We start from the raw sequence: 19,248 nt of genomic DNA on the forward strand, positions 1-19,248 counted from the left end.
CCGCCGCGTCGCCTACGCCCAGAAGGCCGCGATCGCCTCGGCCGCCGCCTCGCCCTGCCGCCGGCCCTCGGTCGCCGAGGGCGCCTGCGTCGACAGCGACAGCGAGTTGTCCCCGAAGGCGTGCTGCGCCCCGCTGTCCGCCACGATCGTCTCGACCGAGCTCCCGCCGGCCCGGAGCGACTCCACCGCCACGTCGAGCCACGGCCCGAGCGGCGACGGTCCCTCTGGCCCGCAGGCCACGACGAGCACGCGCTCGTACCCGGCGGCGACGTCCGCGTTCGTGGCGGAGCGGAGGCCGCCGTCGTAGTGCGGCACCCCGTCGATGTGCACGGGTGACCACACGAACGGCACCGAGCAGCTCGCCGCGACGGCGCGGGGGAGCGGGACGCCCGACTCGGCGGTCAGCACCCGGAACGCACCGTCGAGGGCGTCGATGGTGGTCAGCGCGAGCGGCTTCGCCGGCCACTCGGTCGAGGGCAGCGTCTCGCTGAACGTCGCGACCCGTTCGTCGTCGAGCTGCCCGGTGACGACCTGCTGCGCCACGGCTCCGAGCCGCGCGCGGGCGTCCTGCTCCGAGGTCGCGCCGGCGAGCACCTGCAGCAGGCGGTCCTGGAAGTCCTCGCCGGCGATCCGCTCCGGCTCGACGTACGTGCTCGGCAGCGGCGCGTGCTGCTGCTCGTACGCGTGGGCCACGGCGCCGGCGCGCACGAACGACCCGACGACGCTGCCGGCGCTCGTCCCGGCGACCAGGTCCGCGGCGTCGAGGTCGACCCCGGCGTCCTGCAGGGCGGAGAGCACCCCGACCTCCCACGCGATGCCGGCGACGCCGCCGCCGCCGAGGACGAGTGCTCTGGTTCCGGGCGTGGGCGTCGAGAGGTCGGTCATGGGTCCTGCATACCAGGTCACGTCGACGAACCGGGGACGTGACGGACGGGAGGCGCGTGCCGGTGTGGTCACGCGCCTCCCGTCCGGTGTCGCACGCGCTCGGTCAGGCCGCCCCGTGGCTGGCGCGGCTCCGCCGCGACAGCGAGTCGATGATGACGGCGAGCAGCAGGACGGCACCGGTGATCATGTAGCGGATCGACGAGTCGAGGCTGAGGAGGGTCAGCCCGTTCGAGATCGACTGGATCACGACGATGCCGAGGAGCGCCGACCACGCACTCCCTCGGCCGCCGAACAGGCTCGTCCCGCCGATGACCGCGGCGGCGATGGCGTTGAGGTTGGTGTCACCGGCGCCCGACGACAGGCTCGCCGAGTTGAGGCGTGCCGCGGCCAGGATGCCGCCGACCGTGGCGAAGAGCGACGTGAGCACGAACACCGAGATGTAGATGCGGTTCACCCGGATGCCGGAACGTCGCGCCGCCTCGACGTTGCCGCCGACCGCGTAGACCGACCGGCCCCAGCGGGTGCGCTTGAGCAGGAAGTTCATCAGCACGACGAGGACGACGAAGAACACGAACGAGGTGCCGGTGCCGAAGTCGCGCGACAGGTACCAGACCATGACCGCGAGGCCGACGAACAGCAGCACCGACTTCGTGATCGTCAGCGAGATCGCGCCCGTCGAGAGCCCGGCCTTCCGACGGCGGGCGGCGCGGCGGACCTCGGTGACGAAGAGCCCGCCCGCGGCCACGGCCGCCAGCAGGTACGCGAGCCAGGGCGGCAGGTAGGACGCCGAGGCGAACTGCACGATCGGGTCGGTGTAGGGCAGGTTGATCGACCCGTTCGGCCCGAGGATGAGCAGCTGCAGGCCGAGGAAGCCGAGCAGGCCGGCGAGGGTGATCACGAAGCTCGGGACGCCGAAGCGGGTGAAGAGCAGGCCGTAGAGCAGGCCCGCCGCGGCGCCGACCGCGAGCGCGACCAGGAGGACGAGCCAGAGCGGCCACCCGAGCGACGTGAGTCCCTGCCCGAGGATCGCGGCGGCCAGACCACTGACACTGCCGACGGAGAGGTCGATCTCACCGAGGAGCAGCACGAGGACGATCCCGATGGCGATGGTGCCGACCGCGGCGCACTGCAGCGCGAGGTTGACGAGGTTGCCCGGGGACAGGAAGTCGGGGGAGAGCGCCTGGAACACCGCCCAGATGACCACGAGTCCGACGACCACCGGCAGTGAACCGATGTCGCCGCCACGGACCCGGCGCACGAACGCCCTGGCGGCGCCACCGAGTCCCTGGTCGCGGAGGAGTCGTTCGTCCTGCAGGTCCGCCGCTGACGCCGTCGGGGTCGCCGCGGTGAGGGTCTCGTCGGTCTTGCTCATGCTGTCGTCTCCTGCTCGGTCCGGGCAGCCGCGCGACGCGTGACGGCGTTGTCGGTGGCCCCGGTGATGGCGGCGATGATCTCCTCGTAGGAGACGTCGTCGATGCGGAAGGTCCCGTTGTTCCGACCGAGGCGCAGGACCGCGACCCGGTCGGCCACGGCCTGCACGTCCGCGAGGTTGTGGCTGATGAGGACCACCCCGAGGCCCCGCTCGCGCAGCCGCTCGACGAGGTTGAGGACCTCGGCGGTCTGGGCGACGCCGAGTGCGGCGGTGGGCTCGTCGAGGATCACGACCTGTGGGTCGCCGATCAGGGAGCGGGCGATCGCGACGGTCTGGCGCTGACCGCCGGAGAGCGATGCGATCGGGATCCGGACCGAGGGTATCCGGGCGGCGAGCTGCTGCAGGAGCTCCCACGAGCGGCGCTCCATCTCCTCCTCGTCGAGGAACGGGTGCACGATCTCGCGCCCGAGGTACAGGTTCGACACGACGTCGAGGTTGTCGGCGAGGGCGAGGTCCTGGAAGACGGTCGCGATGCCGAGGTCCTGTGCGGCGGCCGGGTTGGGCACGGTGACCTCGTCACCGCCGAACGTGATGGTGCCGCCGTCGGGGGTGTACACCCCGGCGAGGATCTTCACGAACGTGGACTTGCCGGCGCCGTTGTCGCCGACGATCGCGACCACCTCGCCCGGGTACACGTCGAAGTCGATGTCGCTCAGGGCCTGGACGGCGCCGAACCGCTTCGTGATGCCACGGAGGGACATCACCGGCTCGGCGGAGGGGTGTGGTGCGGGTGCCTCGTTGCTCACGGGAGCGTCCTCTCCGAGGTGGGGCCCGCCCGGTCCGAGGAGGGACCGGGCGGGCGGTGTCGTGACGGGTCCGGAGCGCCCCGGACCCGCGGTGGGGCTACTTGATGCCGGCCGTGGTGCAGGCCGAGGCGTACTGCGCGGTGCAGATCTGGCCGACCTCGTACAGGCCGTCCTTCACGACGGTGTCCTGCACGTTCTCCGTCGTCACCGCGACGGGCTCGAGCAGCGTCGACTGCACGGAGGCGCCACCGGCGGTCTTCACCGTGGTCTCGCCCTTCGGGTCCTCGCCCTTGGCGAACTGGATCGCCAGGTCGGCCGCCTTCGAGGCCTCGGGCTTGAACGCCTTGTAGACGGTCATGTACTGCTCACCGGCGAGGATGCGCTGGATGCCGGCGAGGCTGGCGTCCTGTCCGGTGACCGGCGGGAGCGTCTTCGCACCGGCTGCCTTCAGCGCCGCGATGACACCGCCGCCGGTGTCGTCGTTCGCCGCGTACACACCGGCGATCTCGTCCGTACCGAGCTTGCTGATCTGCCCGGCTGCCCAGTCCTGCGCCTTGGCGGGGTCCCACCCGGGGGTGTCGTACTCGGCGAGCACCTTGTAGCCGCTCTTGTCGATGACCGAGTGTGCGCCCTTCTTGAACTGCGAGGCGTTGTTGTCGGTCGGGGAGCCGTTGACCATGATGATCCCCGAGCCGGCCGGCACGTTCTTCGCCTTGAGCGCGTCGACGAGTGCCTGACCCTGCAGCTCGCCGACCTTCTCGTTGTCGAACGAGATGTAGTAGCTCAGGTCGGGGCTGTTGATGAGACGGTCGTACGAGATGACGGGGACCTTCTTGGCCTTGGCCTGCTGCACGATCGAGGCCGCTGCCTCGCCGTCGAAGGGGTCGAGGACGAGGACCTTGACGCCCTGGGTGAGCATCGACTGGGCCTGCTGGAGCTGCTTCGATGCGTCGCCGTCGGCGTTCGCGTACACGACGGAGCAGTCCGGGCACTGCTTCTTGACCTCGGCGGTGAAGAGCGGGCGGTCGGCGCTGGCGTAGCGGGCGGTGACGGAGTCGGGCAGGAGCAGCCCGATCTTCGCGTTCGACGCGTCCCCGCCTCCTCCTCCGGAGCCGTTGTTCGCGTCCGCTCCGTTCGAGCAACCGGCGAGTGTGGTGATCGCGAGCAGCAGGGCGCCGGCGCCCAGCATGGCGCGTGTGGTGGCTTTCTTCATTGAAACGTCCTCCAACGGGTGGACCGCCCACGGTGGCGGTGTGCTGAGTGTGGCAGCGGACGTCCTTGGCTGCAAGACTTGAACGCAAGCGATGCGCGGGTGGTACCGAAAACGTTATCTGCGGCGGACGGTGCAGACCGAGGCCGGCGGCGACGTCGGCACTGAGGTCAGCGTGCCTGCGTGACGTCCACCGACTCGATCGCCAGCGCGAGCGCCCCGGTGACCGCCGCGCGTTCCCCGAGCTGCCCCTGCACCACGTCCGGTGTGCCGTCCACCTCGACGACGAGCGACGACTCCAGGGCGTGCCGCATCGGCCCGAGCAGCAGCTCGCCGGCGCGGGCGAACTCCCCGGTGACGACGACGCGCTCCGGGTCGAGCAGGTTGCACAGCCCGACCGCCGCGGTGCCGATCGTCCGTCCGGCGTCCGCGATCGCCCGGATGCAGGTGTCGTCACCCGCCATCGCGCGCAGGACGAGGTCCGCGAGCTTCAGGGTGCCGACCTCGTCGCGGATGCCCGCCAGGACCGCGGGGGCGCCCGCGACCGCCTCGAGGCAGCCGCGGTTCCCGCACCGGCACACGGGGCCGTGCGGCACGACGGGCGTGTGTCCGAACTCGCCCGCGACGCCGTGGTGTCCGCGGAAGAGTCGCCCGTCGAGCAGCAGTCCGGCCCCGATGCCGTTCCCGACGTCGAGCGTCACGACGGTGCTGCGCCCGCGAGCGGCTCCGCTGCGGTGCTCGGCGAGGGCTGCCAGGTTCGCCGAGTTGTCGACCTGCACGGGCTTGTCCAGTCGCCGCGCGAGCGACGCCCCGAGCGGCACGCCGTCCCACCCGCGCAGGATCCCTCCCCGTGCGGTCATTCCGGTCCGGCGGTCGATCGGCGCGGCGACGGCGAGTCCGACCGCGAGCACCTCGTCCATCGACGACTCGATCGACTCCACCATGTCCATGACGAGGAGCGCGGTCTTGTCGAGCTCCGCGTCCGCTCGGTGGTCGCGGGCGAGGGGCATGTGCCGCTCGGCCAGCACCGTCGCGTTGAGGTCGGACAGGGCGACCCGGAGGTGCCGCGGCGACACGTGCACGCCGGCGACCAGGCCGAGGCCGTGCGGGAGCGTCACCCGGAGGGCCCGACGCCCGCTCGACGTGCTCGGGGTGGCGTGCAGGGCCCCGGTGGCGACGAGCTCCTTGACGATGTTCGAGACCGTCGCGGGCGACAGGCCGGTCACCCCGGCCAGCTCGACCTGGGTCAGGCCGCCGTGGCGCTTCACCGCAGCGATGACCCGGCCCCGGTTGGCTTCACGCAGTGAAGTCTGGTTCCCGGGACTGCGGCGTTGCTCTGACACGGGGACAGCGTAACGGGCTCGATGGACGCGACCTGGCGGGTACCCGCACCGAGAGGGACGGGAGGCGCGTGGCGATCCCGCCACGCGCCTCCCGTTCGTCAGTGGTCAGCGAAGACCGCGCGACGGTCCTACTCGGACGCGACGTCGATCAGGACCTTGCCGACCGCGTCGCCCTCGACGGCGTCGTGCGCAGCCGCGGTGTCCTCGAGCGCGAAGCGCGTGAGGGGGAGGCCCGCGTCCTCGCCGACGGGCAGGACCTCGTCGCGCAGTGCGGCGGTGACGTCCTCGGCGGCAGCGGTGAGCGCCCGGTCGCCGATCGTGTAGAGCAGCAGGAACTGGTACCGGGCGTTCACCGACATGTTCGGGCGGATCGGCAGCGTCGCCTCGTCGCCGCCGTTGTTCGCGTAGATCGACACGACGCCGTGGTTCGCCAGGACGTCGGCGACGAGCTGCGCGTTCTGCGGGATCGAGACCTCGACGACGATGTCCAGGCCGTCCGGGGCGATCTCGCGGATGCGCGTGGCGGCGTCCTCGTCGCGGTAGTTCACGGTGTGGTGGGCGCCGGCGGCGGTCGCCAGGGCGGCCTTCTCGTCGGAGCTGATCGTGCTGATGACGGTCGCGCCGGCCCAGCGGGCGAGCTGGATCGCCGCGTGGCCGACGGCCCCGGCGCCGCCGGCGACCAGGACGGTGCGGCCCTCGAGGGCACCGGGCGCGAGTCGCGACGGGCCGTCCTCGTGCGTGGTGAGCGCGCGGTGTGCGGTCATCGCGGGGACGCCGAGCGAGGCGCCGACGTCGAGGCTCGTGCCCTCCGGCAGTGCGACGGCGCGCGCTGCCGGGACGACCGTGTACTCCTGCGCGGTGCCGGTGGGACGGCTGGCGGCGGCCATGTACAGCCACACGCGGTCGCCCTCGTGCAGGGTGTCGACGCCCTCGCCGACGGCGTCGACCACGCCGGCGCCGTCCTGGTTCGGGGTGATCTCGGGGAAGGGGAGGCCGTCGCCGTAGGTGCCGCCGGCGCGGGCCTTCCAGTCGGTGGGGTTCACGCCGGAGACGACGACGCGGACGCGGACCTCGCCGGGGCCGGGCTGCGGGACCTCCCGCTCGACCAGGTCGAGGACGCTGCTGTCACCGGGCTTCGTGTAGACGATCGATCGCATGTGTCCAGGCAACCACCGTGGGTCCCCGGGTCTTCCTGGCGACGGTCAGCGGCGGCCGGTCGCGCGTGTCCGGGGCGCTCGGCCGGCGGCTGCGTGCGTCACCGGGACTGCAAGTGCCGCGGCGCCGCCGCGCCCGGCTCAGTGCGCGTCGTACGCGTCGCGCGAGTCCTGCACGTCGGCCATGTGCGACGTCGCCCAGTCCTCGAGCGGCGCCAGCACGGTGCGGAGCGACCGCCCCCGCTCGGTGAGCTCGTACTCGACCCGCGGCGGGATCTCGGGGAAGACCGTGCGCGTCACGAGCCCGTCCCGCTCGAGAGCGCGCAGCGTCTGCGTCAGCATCTTCTGCGACACGCCCTGCACCCGCTCCGCGACGGCGGAGTAGCGCTGCGGGCCGTCCACGAGCGACCCGATCACCAGGACGCTCCACCGGTCGCCGATCCGGTCGAGCAGCTGCCGGGAGGGGCAGTCCGCCGCGTAGGGGCTGTACTCGAGCGCTGACATCCGACCTCCGTTACGCACTGTGAGGTGCCTACTTCCCATAAGAGAGTAACGCGAGTACCGTCGGTCGCACCAGTCACGGAAGGACACTCATGACCAACATCGTCGTCTTCGGCGGCACCGGGTACGCCGGCTCCGCCATCGTCCGCGAGGCCCTGTCCCGCGGCATCGCCGTCACCGCCGTCGCCCGCGACACCTCCAAGCTCGACGCCGCCGAGGGGCTCACCCTCGCGCAGGGCGACGCCTTCGACCCGTCGTTCGTGGCGGACGTCACGAAGGACGCCGACGTCGTCGTGGTCTCGCTGCACGCGGTCCAGGCGGACGGCAGCGAGCTCAAGGACAGGTTCCAGCACTTCGTCGACGCGGCTGCTGCTGCCGGCGCCCGACTCGGCATCGTCGGCGGCGCGGGTTCGCTGCTCGTCGCCGAGGGTGGCCCGGCGCTGTACGACACCGCGGAGTTCCCGGACGCCTTCAAGGGCGAGGCGAAGAGCCACGGTGAGATCCTCGACCGCCTGCGCTCCGGCGAGTACACCGGCGACGTCGACTGGTTCTACGTGAGCCCGGCCGCGGCCTTCGGTGGGTACAACCCCGGTGAGCGTCGGGGCACCTACCGCACCACGGACGACCTGCTCCTCACCGACGCCGAGGGCAACTCGGACATCTCCGGTGCGGACTACGCGATCGCGATCGTCGACGAGATCGAGCGCCCGGCGCACCACCGCGCCCGCTTCGGCGTCGCGTACTGACGCGAGCGGCCGGCGTGACCGGCTGACGGACGGGAGGCACGGTGCGGGCTCGCACCGTGCCTCCCGTCCGTCGCGTGGCGCGGCGTCCGGATCCGCGTTCGCGCCCCGTCGCGGACGTTGCGCCCCGGTGTACAGGGGTGCGGTGTCCGTGACGGGGCGCGGCGTGCCTTCAGCTGTGCGCGGGTGCCCGGCCGCGGACGGCTGGCGGCGGGAGGCGCGCCGCCGTGCGCGATCCGTCGCCGGACGGGAGGCGCGGTGCGCGGCCGGCCCGCGCCTCTCGCCCGTCGCGTGGTGCGGTGTGCTCCTGCACAACGGAACGCACGTCGCACCACGTGTTCCCGTGGCGCGACGTGCCTTCGGTTGTGCTGAGGCGCCGCGCCGACGCGCCGCGCTACCGCGCCTCGATCGCGGGCAGCGGCACGTGGTGCCGCATCCGCACCGCCAGGTGCAGCCCGCCCCGCCGCGCGAGCACCACCCCGGCGACGATCGCCGCCAGCGCGGGGACGCCCCCGGCCACGACCATGCCGACGTTCGCGCCGAAGTGGTCGACGACCTGCCCCATGATCGGCCCACCGATCGCCTGGCCGCCGAGCAGCACCAGCACGTACAACGACATCACGCGTCCGCGGATCGCGACGTTCGACGACAGCTGCACGAGCGAGTTCGACGCCGTCATGAAGAGCAGCTGCGACATCCCGACCGCGACGAGCGCCACGGTGAACGGTGCGATGACCGGGATCGAGCCGCTCACGACGAGCAGCACGCCCGTCCAGAACACCCCGCCGACGATCGTCCGGAGCCGCACCGTCGCCCGCCGGGTCGACAGCAGCGCCCCGGTCAGGGCTCCGACCGCGACCGCGGAGTTGAACACGCCGTAGCCGCCCGCGCCCACGTCGTAGACCTCGGACGCGAACGCCGAGAGCAGCACCGGCATCGTCAGGGCGAACACCGAGAAGAACGCCATGAGCACGACCGGCACCAGGATCGTGGGCTTCCGGACCGCGTACCGGAGGCCCTCCACGAGCTGCCCCTTGGCGCGCGGCATCGGCGGCGTCCGGTGGAGCTCCGAGGTGCGGAGGAACCCGAGCGTCACGACCACGGCGACGCAGGCGACCGCGTTCACCCCGAACGACCACCCTGCCCCGACGGCCACGAGCAGCGCCCCGGACAGCGCCGGACCGATCATCCCGCCGAGCTGGAACACGCTCGAGTTGACGCTGATCGCGTTCCGCAGGTGCTGGTGCCCGACGATCTCGGTGACGAAGACCTGCCGGGCGGGGTTGTCGATGACGGTGACCATCCCGATCAGGAACGCGATGACCCAGATGTTCCACGCCTCGACCACACCCGTGAGGGTCAGGACGGCGAGCAGCGCGGAGAGCACCGCGAAGGCGCCCTGGGTGAGCATCATCAGCGCGCGCTTCGAGAACCGGTCGACGAGCACCCCGCCCCAGAGCCCGAAGAACAGCATCGGTGCGAACTGGCAGGCCACGGTGATGCCGACCTGCGCGACGGAGCCGGTGAGCTGCAGGACGAGCCAGTCCTGCGCGATCCGCTGCATCCAGCCGGCGGTCATCGCCACCAGGTTGGTCGCGGTGAAGAGCCGGAAGTTCGGGACGGAGAGGGCGATGAGCGTGTGCCGCCACGGCGGGCGCTCGGACTGGATCGGCAGCGGTTCGGTGGGCGGAGGGAGGGTCGTCGATGACGCACTCACGGTCGTGGGGCTCCGGATCGTCGGGGGTGGACTCGGTACCTGGTCGAAACGATTCGGTACCCCTCCGAAACTACGTGGCGCTCGGCCATTCGACACCCCTATGGTGGCTATCACTCCATTGTGATGTCGAATGGCGGCGGCCCGCCCGCCGGAGGAGGTCTCGTGCTCGACCCGGTGCTGCTCCGCACGTTCCTCGCCGTCGCCGAGACCGGCAGCTTCACGCTCGCCGGGCAGCGCCTCGGCATCAGCCAGCCGACGGTCTCCCAGCACGTCCGTCGGCTGGAGACCGCCGTCTCCCGGACCCTCGTGGCCCGGGACACCCGCGGGGTCGCGCTCACCGACAACGGGGACGCGATGGCCGGCTTCGCCCGCTCGATCCTCGCGGCGCACGCGACCGCCGACGCGTACTTCTCCGGGGCGGCGACCCGCGGCCGGCTCCGCTTCGGTGCCGCGGACGACCTGGCGATCACGCAGTTGCCCCGCATCCTGCGGGACTTCCGCCGCCTGCACCCGCAAGTGAACCTCGAGTTGACGGTGAACCAGTCCGCGCCGTTGCTCCGTCGGGTGCACGCCGGGCAGCTCGACCTCGTCTTCATCAAGCAGACGGCGGGGGAGTCCGCCGAGGGCACCCGCGTCGCGACGGACCAGATGGTGTGGATGGCGCAGGACGGCATCGCGGTGGAGCGGGACGAGCCGGTGCCGCTGATCGCGTACCAGGCGCCGAGCATCAGCCGGCAGATGGCGATCGACGCCCTCGAGGCCGCCGGCCGCACGTGGCGGATCACCTGCAACACCCGCGACGTGAACGGGGTGCTCGCCGCGGTGCGGGCGGGGATCGGAGTCGCGGTGTTCCCGCACTCGCTCATCCCGGCCGACCTCGTGAAGGTGTCGCAGCGCCTCTCGCTGCCGGACCTGCCGGCCGTCGACTACGTGCTCATCGCGAACCCGACGGTGCAGCGCGAGCCGATCGACGCCCTGACGAGCGCGATCCTGTCCCGCGGGGTCGTCCGCGCCGTCTGAGCGCTACGGAGCCACCGTCGGCGTCGTGCCCGTCCCCGTCAGGTCGGGCAGCGTCACGCCCGCCGGCGCCAGCAGCGCGGCGGCCACCGCCCAGAGGAGCACGAGCGTCCCGACCCCGCCGAGCACCGTGCCGAGGAGCGCCACCGGCCGCTGCCACGTCGCCGCAGGGCTCCGCAACGCCGTCCCCGACAGTGCGAGCGCGAGCACTCCGAGCACCAGCCCGGTGGCGTGCACCGTCGCCGGCGCCGTGAACCACCACGCGGCGAGGGCGATCGTCGCGACACCGGTCACGGCCCCGAGCACGGCCGCCGGCGTCACGCCGATCGCGGTGCGGCTGCGGTCGCGAGTGGTTCCGCGTCCGGCCTGGAGGCGCTCCTCGCCCCCGTCGTGCTCGCCCACCTCGGCTCCGGCGCCGGTCCGCGCCGTGACTGACTCCGACGCACGGGTCCGTCCGCGGGAGCCGGACCTGCGGCGTCCCGTCGGCGCTCCGGCTGCGGTCGGCTCGGCGGCGGCACCCGGTGCGGCTGTCGTGGCTGCTGCGCCGGCGGTGGTCCCGGCAGCGGGAGCAGACGTCCCGGGGAACACGGACGGCGTCGGGGTCGGGATCGCAGCACCCGCGGCGATCACGGCGTCGAAGTCGGTCGGAGCGGGCTCGACGACGACCGGTCGCGGTGCCTGCTGTCGGGCGAAGCGCGCCGGCGTGCGGTACCCGATCGGACCGGAGGGCTCGGGTTCCGTGCCCTCGACCAGGACGTGCTCGAGGCCGGGGACCGAGAAGCGGGGTTGCCCGACCACCGGTGCCGCGGGAGCGGGGGGCTGCACCGGCGCCGATGCCGATGCAGGTGCCGGTGCCGATGCCGATGCCGATGCCTGAGCGGTGTGCGTGGGATCGACCGGGGGCGTGAGGGGGCCGCCCGACTCGCCTGCGTCGACGGGTGACACCGGCAGCGGGGCCGTGTCGAACGGCGGCACCTGGACCGCGGGCGAGGTCGGGGCCGGTGGGAGCAGGTGCTCCTGCGGCGGGTAGTCGGGCACGACGATCGCTCCATCGGGCAGCCCGTCGGTCGGGACGGACGGCAGCGCCGAGCCGAGCGCACCCGGCGTGCCGGGAGCGGCCACGGGGACCGACGCTCCCGTCTCGACGACGGCAGGAGCTGCGGCGGGGGTGAGCGGTGCCTCCCGGCTGGCGACGGTGTCCTCCGGGGGTGCGACGACCCACGCAGGGACCGCTCGACGCGGCCGGTCTCTGTCCGGCATGCGGTGCGACGCCACTCGTGCTCCCTCGCTCTTCTGATCCATCGTCATTTCTATCCAGGTGCATGGATCGGTGCGCAGCCCCAGTTCCGGGGTCGCAGTGTCCACCGCACGCAGGACGCCGCGCGGCCCGGGCCCGCGAGACGCAACGAAGGCGGCTCCGCGCCGAGCTGTACCGCTGCGGGGAACCGCCTTCGTTGCGTGTTGCGGAGGTGGGGGCTACATGTCGCGGTAGCGCTTCGCCTCGGCGAGCTTCGTGCGGAGCTCGTCGGCGGTGTAGCGCGTGACGTACCCGGGGGTGTCGCGCTGGATGCGCCAGCCCTCGGCGAGCGGACCGGCGTCGACCACGTCGAACCCGAACTGGTCGATCAGCTCGGACACGACCCGCTTGGCGTCGGCGTCGTCACCGGCGACCACCAGGGCGCGGCGGTCGGGGGTACCGGCCGGGGTGGCCTCGTCGGTGAGCGCCGGAGCGGCGATGTGGTTGAACGCCTTGACCACCCGGGCACCGCGCAGGTGGTCCTGCAGGAGCTCGGCGGTGGTCGTGGTCTCGTCGTCGAGGGACGCGATGTGGCCGTCCCGCTGCGGGTAGTAGTTGTTCGTGTCGATGACGACCTTGCCGACCAGGGGCTCGACCGGGATGGTCTCGATCGCCGCGAGGGGGGTGGTCACGACGACGATGTCGCCCGCTGCTGCCGCCTCGTCCCGGGTCGCCGCGCGGGCGTGCTCGCCGAGCTCCGAGACCAGGTCCTGCAGGGTCTCCGGGCCGCGTGAGTTGGCGATCACGACCTCGTGGCCGTGCTGCACGGCGAGGCGCGCGAGCTGAGAACCGATGTTGCCTGCTCCGATGATGCCGATCGTTGTCATGCGGTCGTGCAACGCGGTCCGCTGCGACGCATTCCCGGCGGTGGTGGCCTCCGTGCGGCCGTTGCCCGTCGGGTGCATGATGGCGCCATGGCCCACGAGTTCCGCGACGAAGCCGACCGCGACCGCTACGCGATGTACGTCGACGGCGAGCTCGTGAGCGTCCTCGACTACCGGGCCGGGGACGACGCCGTGTCGTTCCCGCACACGTACACGGTCCCGAAGCACCGCGGACACGGCTACGCGGCGGAGCTCGTCGCGTACGCCGTCGACGACGTGGCGGCCCGGACCACCAAGCGCATCGTGCCGATGTGCTGGTTCGTCGGCAAGTGGTTCGACGAGCACCCCGAGCAGGCCGACCTGCTCAGCCGCGGCGCCGCGGACTGACACACCCCACGGTCCGGTCGCAGCCTCGCAGCCGGACACGAGCACCCGGAGACACCGTGCCCACGATCACCCCGTTCCTCTGGTTCGACGACCAGGCCGAGCAGGCCGCCACGTACTACGCGTCGCTCTTCCCGGACAGCCGGGTCGACAGCGTCGCGCGGACCCCGGACGGCACCGCCCTCGTCGTCGAGTTCACCCTGCTCGGCCAGCCGTACCGGGCGATGAACGGCGGCCCGGGGCACCCGCACACCGACGCCGTGTCCTTCCAGGTCGACGTCGACACCCAGGAGGAGCTCGACCGGGTGTGGGACGCGCTCCTCGCCGACGGCGGTCGACCGCTCGCGTGCGGGTGGCTGCACGACCGCTGGGGGCTGGCGTGGCAGGTGACCCCGTCGATGATGGGGGACCTGATGACCGGCGGCGGCGATCCCGAGGCGAACGCCCGGGTGTTCCGCGCGATGCAGGAGATGGTGAAGCTCGACATCCCGGCGCTGCAGGCCGCAGCCGCCGGCCGCTGAGGGGGAGCAGGCCGTGCCCGCCGGTAGGGTGGCGGGACCCACCAGCGCCGAGCACCCGGCGAACGCAGTGACAGGCTGGAGAACGCGATGAGCAGCCCGAGCTCAGCGGCCCGCGACGGCGACCGCGCCGACGACGACGTCCGCGGCACCGACATCGGCCGCGCCTACACCGAACTCTCCCGCATCACCCGCCGCGCGAGCATCCGGGCACGCGGCGACGACCTCGTGCTCAGCGTCGTCGACCAGTCCCTCGTCGACTTCGTCGTGCAGCACCCCGGCTGCATGGCCATCGACATCGCCCGGTACCTGCGGCTGAACCGGTCGACGATCTCCCGGCAGCTCTCCGGCCTGCTCGCGGCCGGTCTCGTCCGCACCACCGACGGCGGTTCCGGTAACGCGAAGCCGCTCGAGGCGACCGACGCCGGACGCGCCGCACTCGACCGCTCGGTGCGCCTGCACCGCGACGCGCTCGTGGAACGGCTCGCCGACTGGTCGGACGACGACGTCGCGCTCCTCGCCGGCCTGCTCGAACGACTCGGCGCCGCCGACGAGGCCGGCCTGCCGATGCCCGCACGCGCGACCCCGGACGACCACGCCGGCGGGGCCGGTCACGCGGCCTCGTGACCACCTCGTTCGTCCTGCTCTCGGACACGCACCTGCCGAAGCGCGCGAAGGACCTGCCCGCCGCGCTCTGGGCCGACGTCGACGCCGCGGACCTGGTCGTGCACGCTGGCGACTGGGTCGACCTCGCCACCCTCGACGCGGTGCAGGGACGGGCCCGCCGCTTCGAGGGCGTCCGCGGCAACAACGACGGCCCCGAGTTCGACGACCGGCTGCCGCTCGTCGCGCGGTTCACCGTCGAGGACCTGCGCTTCGCCCTGGTGCACGAGACCGGAGCGGCGACCGGTCGTGAGCGCCGGGCCGACGCGGCGTACCCGGAGACCGACGTGCTCGTCTTCGGACACTCGCACATCCCGTGGGACTCGGTCGCACCGTCGGGCATGCGCCTGCTCAACCCGGGGTCGCCGACGGACCGCCGCCGGCAGCCCGACTTCACGTGGATGCGCGGCACCGTGGACGGGCGGGCGCTGACGGTCGAGACGGTCCGGCTGGCCCCGGCGGCGCGCTGACGCGACGCAGCGAGCACCGGACGGGAGGCGCGGCAGGGACCCGCCCCGCGCCTCCCGTCCGTCACATGGCGGGTCCACCGCCGTGGTGCGGTCAGGCCCGCGGGAACGCTGGTTCCGTCGGCATCCGGAAGAACGCCAGCTCCCACTCGGTCGAGCGCCGGTGCGCCCGCGCCATCCGCCCTCGCTCGGCCGGGTCCGCAGCCGCCGCGAGGGCCTCGACGCGTGCGGTCGCCTCGGCGCTCGCCGCCGCGAACGCCGGGTCGCCGTAGGCGCCCAGCCAGTCCGCGAAGGGGTGTCCCTCCGGGGCGCGGCCCAGCTGCGTGCCGACCCAGGCGTAGACCCGGAAGCACGGCAGCACGGCGGCGGCGAGCACCCCGACCGACCCGCTGTCGGCGGCGTCCTGCAAGTGGGCGAGGTACCCCGCGCACGTCGGGTGGACCGGGTCGTCGGCGTGGGTGCCGGCCAGGCGGCGGTGGTGCAGGTCGCGTGCCTCGTCGGCACAGCCCGCGGCGGCCGCGGCCCAGAACGCCGCGGCGTCCCCGTCTGCAGTGTCGCCGTCCGTGGCCGCCGCCAGCCTCCGGAGGTGCTGCTCGTAGGCCCGCAGGTAGTGGACGTCCTGCGCGAGGTACCCGGCGAACACGTCCGGTCCGAGCGAGCCGTCGGCGAGGCCCACCAGGAAGGCGCAGGACAGCGTCGCGTCGAGGGTCTCCGCGACGTCCGCCCACCAGCGGTCCGTCCACGTCACCGGGGGCAGGGCGGCCCGGGTGCGGGCGCCGTGGTCGACCGGTCCGTTGCCCGTGCCGACCCGCAGGGCGTCGGCACCGCGGAGCGCGTCGGTGAGCCAGGTCTTCGCCTCGCCCACCGCGAGTTCCCAGTCGCCGTCCCGTGCGACCAGCGTCGCGACCGCGCTCGACAGCGAGCACCCCGTCCCGTGCGTGTTGGCGGTGTCGACGCGCGGCCCCCGGAAGGTGCGCGCGGTGCCGTCGGGTCGGACGAGCACGTCGTCGGCGGTCGGGCCGGTGTCGTGCCCGCCCTTCGCGAGCACCAGCACGTCCCAGCGGCGGGCCACCAGCCGTGCTGCATCGACGGGGCTCGAGGCCGTGCCCCCGGCGAGCGCGACGAGGTCGGTCAGCTCCGCACGGTTCGGCGTCACGAGGTCGGCGAGTGCGAGCAGGTCGCCCATCGCGGCCGTGGCCTGCCGGTCGAGCAGCCGGTCGCCGCTCGTCGCGACCATCACCGGGTCGACGACGACCACGGGCGGGCGGCGTGCGCGGAGCCAGTCGGTGACGGTGCGGACGACCTCGACGGTGCCGAGCATCCCGATCTTGACGCCGTCGACCACCACGTCGTCCGACACGGCGTCGAGCTGCTCGCGGAGGAACCCGACGTCGGGGACGTGCACCGACCGGACGCCGTGGGTGTTCTGCGCGACGAGGGCCGTCACGACGCCCATCCCGTAGCCGTCGTGCGCCGCGATCGCCTTGAGGTCCGCCTGGAGTCCGGCGCCGCCCGTCGGGTCGGTGCCCGCGATGCTCAGGACCCGCGGCACGAGCAGCCCGGTCGGTCCGGTCCGGACCGGCGGCGTCGAGCCCGCGGCGGTCCCCGCGGCGGTCATGCCCCGCTCCACGCGCGGAGGTACGCGGTCGCGGCCGCGTTCGGGTCGGCGGCGGCGCAGATCCCGGACACGACCGCGACGCCCGCGGCACCGGCGGCCCGGAGCGGCGCCACGTCGTCGAGGGTCACGCCGCCGATCGCGACGCACGGCACCCCGAGCGCTCGTGCCGCTCCGGCGATCCGGGCGACGCCGTCGACGCCGAGTGCCGGTGGGTGGTCCGGCTTCGTCGCGGTCGGGTGCACGACGCCGACGCCGAGCAGGTCGACCGTGCCGCGGGGGAGCTCCGCGAGGGCCGCGAGGTGGTCCGGCGTGTTCGCGGTGAGTCCCACGTGCGCGTCCGGGCCGAGGAGCGCCCGGGCGGCCGCGACGGGCAGGTCGGACTGGCCGAGGTGGACGCCGGCGACCCGGTGTCCGGCACGTCGGGCGGCGAGCGCGACGTCCGTCCGGTCGTCCACCACGACGGTCGCGCGGTCCCCGACGGCGTCGGCCACCGCGACGGTCAGGGCGAGGAGGTCCCGGACCGGTGCCTGCTTGTCCCGCACCTGCACGAGCCGCACGCCGGCGTCGACCGCGGCACGGACGACGCCGAGCACACCCCTGCCGTGCCGGTCGACGAGCACCGGATCGGTGACCAGGTAGACGCCGAGGTCCGTCGGGGCGCTCACGGTCGGACCCCCGTGGTCGTCGCAGCGGGCTCCGTGCCGGGGGACGGCGCGGACTCCGTGGTGACGCGTGCCACCCGGACGACGTCGTCGGGGGTCAGGGACGCGAGCCGGTCGAGGAACAGCGGCTGGAACGTGCCGGGGCCACCGGCGTCCCGCGCGGCGAGCTCGGCGGCGACCGTGTGCACCACCGTGCCGGCGACCGCAGCGGCACCCGGGTCGTCCGGCGTCACCGCGGCGAAGGCGGCGATCACCGCGCCGAGCGCGCACCCGCCACCGGTGATCCGGGTCAGCAGCGGTGTCCCGTTCGCGACCCGCACCACACCGGTACCGGGCGCGACCAGCAGGTCGACGGGACCGGACACGGCCACCGCGCCCACGAGCCTCCCGTCCGCCGCCCGGAGCACGGCCGTCCGCGCCTCGTCCGTGGCGGCGGTGCTGTCGACCCCGCGCCCACCGTCGGCGGCGCCGAGCAGGGCGAGGACCTCCGAGGCGTTGCCGCGCAGCACGGTCGGTCGGAGCGCGAGCAGGTCGTGGGCGAGGGCGGTGCGGACCGGGAGCGATCCGACCGCGACGGGATCCAGGACCCACGGGGTACGGGCGTCGACCGCCGCGGTGGCTGCCTCGACCGATGCCGCACGCGGCTCGGGGTGGGGCGTGCCGGTGTTCACGAGCAGCGCGTCGGCCACCCGGGCGAACGGACCGGCCTCGGAGGTGACGTCGACCATCGCGGCGGAGGCGCCGAGGGCGAGCAGGACGTTCGCCGTGACGTTCTGCACCACCGTGTTCGTGATGCACTGCACCAGGGGGCTGCGGGCGCGCACCTCCTCGAGCAGCGTGGCGGTGCGGGCAGGCCAGTCCGGGGACGGGGTGCCGGCGGATCCGGGTACGGGCGCAGCGGTGTGCATGGACGATCCCTTCGCGAGTACGAGCTCGAGCAGGTTCGACGGGTGTGATCTCAGCCGCTCGGTGCGGCACCCCGTGTCTCGGACGACACCGTACACGACGTCCGACGACCTCCTCCGGGCACACCGGGGGTGCGGTGTGCCAGTGTTGACGGGTGCCTGACGTGACCCCTCCCGGACCGCCGCCCGGACCCCGCGACCCCGGCGACGCGTGGGCCGTCGGACCGGACGGCACGAAGGCCTGGGGACGGTTCGGTGCGGCCGGCCTGCTCGTCGACGACGGCGCCGGACGCGTGCTCCTGCAGCACCGCGTCGAGTGGAGCCACCACGGCGGCACGTGGGGCATCCCCGGCGGAGCTCGGCACCAGGACGAGGACGCCGTCACCGCGGCGCTCCGGGAGTCCGCGGAGGAGGCAGGGGTGCCCGAGGACGGCATCGACCTCCGGCACGCCGCCGTGCTCGACCTCGGGTTCTGGACCTACACGACCGTCGTCGGACGCGCCCGGACCCCGTTCGAGCCGGTGATCGCCGACCGCGAGAGCCTCGCGCTGTCGTGGGTGCCCGTCGCCGAGGTCGACGCGCTGCCGCTGCACCCGGGCTTCGGTGCCTCGTGGCCGGCGCTGCGTGCCGCAATGGGGACCGTCCCGCACGTCGTGGTCGACGCGGCGAACGTGGTCGGCAGCGTGCCGGACGGCTGGTGGAAGGACCGCGCGGGTGCGGCCGAGCGGCTGCTGTCGTCCGTGGCGGCGCTCGCCGCACGGGGCGTGGACGCGGGGGAGCTCGGGCTGCCCTTCGCACGGTGGTGGCCCCGGTGGACGGTGGTGCTCGAGGGTGCGGCACGAGCCGCCGGCGCGACGGGGTCCGCGGTAGCCGGCGCCCCGGCCGGGGTCGACGGCGACTCGGTCGGGACCGGTGGCGCCTCGGTCGGGATCGTCCGTGCCGAGGGCTCCGGCGACGACGCGATCGTCGAGGCCGCCCGGTCGGCGCTCGCCGACGGTCACGTCCCGGTCGTCGTCGTGACGGCGGACCGGGAGCTCCGGACCCGCGTCGAGGCGCTGGGGGCCGAGGTGCGCGGCCCGGGCTGGTTCCGCGAGCAGTAGCCCGACGCAGCGAGCAGGAGCCCGCCCCGGCGAGCAGGAGCCCGCCCCGGCGAGCAGGAGCC

The 19,248-nt window shown here is 73.6% G+C and carries 20 protein-coding genes and 1 riboswitch; of the genes, 7 read left to right on the forward strand and 13 right to left on the reverse strand.

Translation table 11 applies throughout. The features are described from left to right. Nucleotides 1–12: 12 nt before the first annotated feature. From ABIC52_RS05420 to ABIC52_RS05450, 7 genes are all read right to left on the reverse strand, one after another. Nucleotides 13–885, reverse strand: a complete 873-nt coding sequence (locus ABIC52_RS05420; RefSeq protein WP_209676729.1) for a patatin-like phospholipase family protein — start codon at nucleotides 883–885, stop codon at nucleotides 13–15. A gap of 103 nt (nucleotides 886–988) precedes the next feature. Continuing rightward, nucleotides 989–2,257, reverse strand: coding sequence for a sugar ABC transporter permease (locus tag ABIC52_RS05425; protein ID WP_126890395.1), 1,269 nt, complete (start codon nucleotides 2,255–2,257; stop codon nucleotides 989–991). Next, on the reverse strand, nucleotides 2,254–3,018 hold the full coding sequence (locus tag ABIC52_RS05430; protein WP_066658013.1) for an ATP-binding cassette domain-containing protein: 765 nt from the start codon (nucleotides 3,016–3,018) through the stop codon (nucleotides 2,254–2,256). Before ABIC52_RS05430 ends, ABIC52_RS05425 begins: the two co-directional genes overlap by 4 nt. A 142-nt stretch (nucleotides 3,019–3,160) precedes the next feature. Further along, nucleotides 3,161–4,276 carry an ABC transporter substrate-binding protein gene (locus tag ABIC52_RS05435; RefSeq protein WP_126890394.1) on the reverse strand — a complete coding sequence of 372 codons (1,116 nt, stop codon included), beginning with the start codon at nucleotides 4,274–4,276 and terminating at the stop codon, nucleotides 3,161–3,163. A 167-nt stretch (nucleotides 4,277–4,443) separates the two neighbouring features. Beyond that, entirely contained in the window at nucleotides 4,444–5,616 is a 1,173-nt protein-coding gene (locus ABIC52_RS05440; RefSeq protein ID WP_209676731.1) for an ROK family transcriptional regulator, read from the reverse strand. Between the two features lie 128 nt (nucleotides 5,617–5,744). Beyond that, nucleotides 5,745–6,773, reverse strand: a complete 1,029-nt coding sequence (locus ABIC52_RS05445; RefSeq protein ID WP_209676733.1) for an NADPH:quinone reductase — start codon at nucleotides 6,771–6,773, stop codon at nucleotides 5,745–5,747. Nucleotides 6,774–6,911: 138 nt separating this feature from the next. Next, on the reverse strand, nucleotides 6,912–7,274 hold the full coding sequence (locus ABIC52_RS05450; RefSeq protein WP_354026822.1) for a winged helix-turn-helix transcriptional regulator: 363 nt from the start codon (nucleotides 7,272–7,274) through the stop codon (nucleotides 6,912–6,914). An 89-nt stretch (nucleotides 7,275–7,363) separates the two neighbouring features. On the opposite strand from ABIC52_RS05450, the gene ABIC52_RS05455 reads away from it, so the two are divergent. Further along, entirely contained in the window at nucleotides 7,364–8,017 is a 654-nt protein-coding gene (locus ABIC52_RS05455) for an NAD(P)-dependent oxidoreductase (protein WP_209676737.1), read from the forward strand. Nucleotides 8,018–8,408: 391 nt separating this feature from the next. On the opposite strand, the gene ABIC52_RS05460 is transcribed toward ABIC52_RS05455, so the two are convergent. Further along, nucleotides 8,409–9,731 carry an MFS transporter gene (locus tag ABIC52_RS05460; protein WP_354026823.1) on the reverse strand — a complete coding sequence of 441 codons (1,323 nt, stop codon included), beginning with the start codon at nucleotides 9,729–9,731 and terminating at the stop codon, nucleotides 8,409–8,411. Nucleotides 9,732–9,893: 162 nt separating this feature from the next. On the opposite strand from ABIC52_RS05460, the gene ABIC52_RS05465 reads away from it, so the two are divergent. Further along, on the forward strand, nucleotides 9,894–10,751 hold the full coding sequence (locus tag ABIC52_RS05465) for a LysR substrate-binding domain-containing protein (RefSeq protein ID WP_126892535.1): 858 nt from the start codon (nucleotides 9,894–9,896) through the stop codon (nucleotides 10,749–10,751). Nucleotides 10,752–10,754: 3 nt separating this feature from the next. Here ABIC52_RS05465 and ABIC52_RS05470 read toward each other — a convergent pair whose 3' ends face one another. Together ABIC52_RS05470 and ABIC52_RS05475 are read right to left on the reverse strand one after the other, a co-directional pair. Then, a complete protein-coding gene (locus tag ABIC52_RS05470) occupies nucleotides 10,755–11,870 on the reverse strand; it encodes a hypothetical protein (protein WP_354026824.1) in 1,116 nt (371 codons plus the stop codon). 354 nt (nucleotides 11,871–12,224) lie between these two features. After that, the gene (locus ABIC52_RS05475) at nucleotides 12,225–12,872 is read right to left on the reverse strand and encodes an NADPH-dependent F420 reductase (protein ID WP_126892537.1); all 648 of its coding nucleotides are present in this window, start codon (nucleotides 12,870–12,872) and stop codon (nucleotides 12,225–12,227) included. An 87-nt stretch (nucleotides 12,873–12,959) separates the two neighbouring features. Here ABIC52_RS05475 and ABIC52_RS05480 point away from each other — a divergent pair, with 87 nt between their 5' ends. From ABIC52_RS05480 to ABIC52_RS05495, 4 genes are all read left to right on the forward strand, one after another. Next, nucleotides 12,960–13,256, forward strand: coding sequence for a GNAT family N-acetyltransferase (locus ABIC52_RS05480; RefSeq protein ID WP_126892538.1), 297 nt, complete (start codon nucleotides 12,960–12,962; stop codon nucleotides 13,254–13,256). Between the two features lie 56 nt (nucleotides 13,257–13,312). Continuing rightward, the gene (locus ABIC52_RS05485) at nucleotides 13,313–13,774 is read left to right on the forward strand and encodes a VOC family protein (protein ID WP_209676749.1); all 462 of its coding nucleotides are present in this window, start codon (nucleotides 13,313–13,315) and stop codon (nucleotides 13,772–13,774) included. Nucleotides 13,775–13,861: 87 nt separating this feature from the next. Next, nucleotides 13,862–14,398, forward strand: a complete 537-nt coding sequence (locus ABIC52_RS05490) for a MarR family winged helix-turn-helix transcriptional regulator (RefSeq protein WP_209676750.1) — start codon at nucleotides 13,862–13,864, stop codon at nucleotides 14,396–14,398. Next, entirely contained in the window at nucleotides 14,395–14,904 is a 510-nt protein-coding gene (locus ABIC52_RS05495) for a metallophosphoesterase family protein (RefSeq protein ID WP_209676751.1), read from the forward strand. The genes ABIC52_RS05490 and ABIC52_RS05495 overlap by 4 nt, the downstream gene beginning before the upstream one ends. A 91-nt stretch (nucleotides 14,905–14,995) precedes the next feature. On the opposite strand, the gene thiD is transcribed toward ABIC52_RS05495, so the two are convergent. The 3 genes from thiD to thiM form a co-directional block, all read right to left on the reverse strand. Beyond that, nucleotides 14,996–16,519: a bifunctional hydroxymethylpyrimidine kinase/phosphomethylpyrimidine kinase gene (gene thiD / locus ABIC52_RS05500; RefSeq protein WP_354026825.1), complete on the reverse strand. Its 1,524-nt coding sequence runs from the start codon at nucleotides 16,517–16,519 to the stop codon at nucleotides 14,996–14,998. After that, nucleotides 16,516–17,184, reverse strand: a complete 669-nt coding sequence (gene thiE / locus ABIC52_RS05505) for a thiamine phosphate synthase (RefSeq protein ID WP_354026826.1) — start codon at nucleotides 17,182–17,184, stop codon at nucleotides 16,516–16,518. The genes thiD and thiE overlap by 4 nt, the downstream gene beginning before the upstream one ends. Then, a complete protein-coding gene (gene thiM / locus ABIC52_RS05510; RefSeq protein ID WP_354026827.1) occupies nucleotides 17,181–18,089 on the reverse strand; it encodes a hydroxyethylthiazole kinase in 909 nt (302 codons plus the stop codon). The genes thiE and thiM overlap by 4 nt, the downstream gene beginning before the upstream one ends. Beyond that, nucleotides 18,078–18,173: riboswitch (TPP riboswitch) on the reverse strand. (Overlaps the previous gene by 12 nt.) A 68-nt stretch (nucleotides 18,174–18,241) precedes the next feature. Here thiM and ABIC52_RS05515 point away from each other — a divergent pair. Continuing rightward, nucleotides 18,242–19,186 carry an NUDIX domain-containing protein gene (locus tag ABIC52_RS05515; RefSeq protein WP_354026828.1) on the forward strand — a complete coding sequence of 315 codons (945 nt, stop codon included), beginning with the start codon at nucleotides 18,242–18,244 and terminating at the stop codon, nucleotides 19,184–19,186. Nucleotides 19,187–19,248: the final 62 nt, after the last annotated feature.

Source organism: Curtobacterium oceanosedimentum (assembly GCF_040545555.1).
Taxonomy (GTDB): domain Bacteria; phylum Actinomycetota; class Actinomycetes; order Actinomycetales; family Microbacteriaceae; genus Curtobacterium.

Bases quoted from the DNA above. Each gene is read 5' to 3' on its own strand.
- thiD (WP_354026825.1), bottom strand. From the start codon at position 16,519: ATGACCGCCGCGGGGACCGCCGCGGGCTCGACGCCGCCGGTCCGGACC.
- ABIC52_RS05425 (WP_126890395.1), bottom strand. From the start codon at position 2,257: ATGAGCAAGACCGACGAGACCCTCACCGCGGCGACCCCGACGGCGTCA.
- ABIC52_RS05420 (WP_209676729.1), bottom strand. From the start codon at position 885: ATGACCGACCTCTCGACGCCCACGCCCGGAACCAGAGCACTCGTCCTC.
- thiM (WP_354026827.1), bottom strand. From the start codon at position 18,089: ATGCACACCGCTGCGCCCGTACCCGGATCCGCCGGCACCCCGTCCCCG.
- ABIC52_RS05475 (WP_126892537.1), bottom strand. From the start codon at position 12,872: ATGACAACGATCGGCATCATCGGAGCAGGCAACATCGGTTCTCAGCTC.
- ABIC52_RS05430 (WP_066658013.1), bottom strand. From the start codon at position 3,018: ATGTCCCTCCGTGGCATCACGAAGCGGTTCGGCGCCGTCCAGGCCCTG.
- ABIC52_RS05450 (WP_354026822.1), bottom strand. From the start codon at position 7,274: ATGTCAGCGCTCGAGTACAGCCCCTACGCGGCGGACTGCCCCTCCCGG.
- ABIC52_RS05480 (WP_126892538.1), top strand. From the start codon at position 12,960: ATGGCCCACGAGTTCCGCGACGAAGCCGACCGCGACCGCTACGCGATG.
- ABIC52_RS05455 (WP_209676737.1), top strand. From the start codon at position 7,364: ATGACCAACATCGTCGTCTTCGGCGGCACCGGGTACGCCGGCTCCGCC.
- ABIC52_RS05490 (WP_209676750.1), top strand. From the start codon at position 13,862: ATGAGCAGCCCGAGCTCAGCGGCCCGCGACGGCGACCGCGCCGACGAC.
- ABIC52_RS05445 (WP_209676733.1), bottom strand. From the start codon at position 6,773: ATGCGATCGATCGTCTACACGAAGCCCGGTGACAGCAGCGTCCTCGAC.
- ABIC52_RS05435 (WP_126890394.1), bottom strand. From the start codon at position 4,276: ATGAAGAAAGCCACCACACGCGCCATGCTGGGCGCCGGCGCCCTGCTG.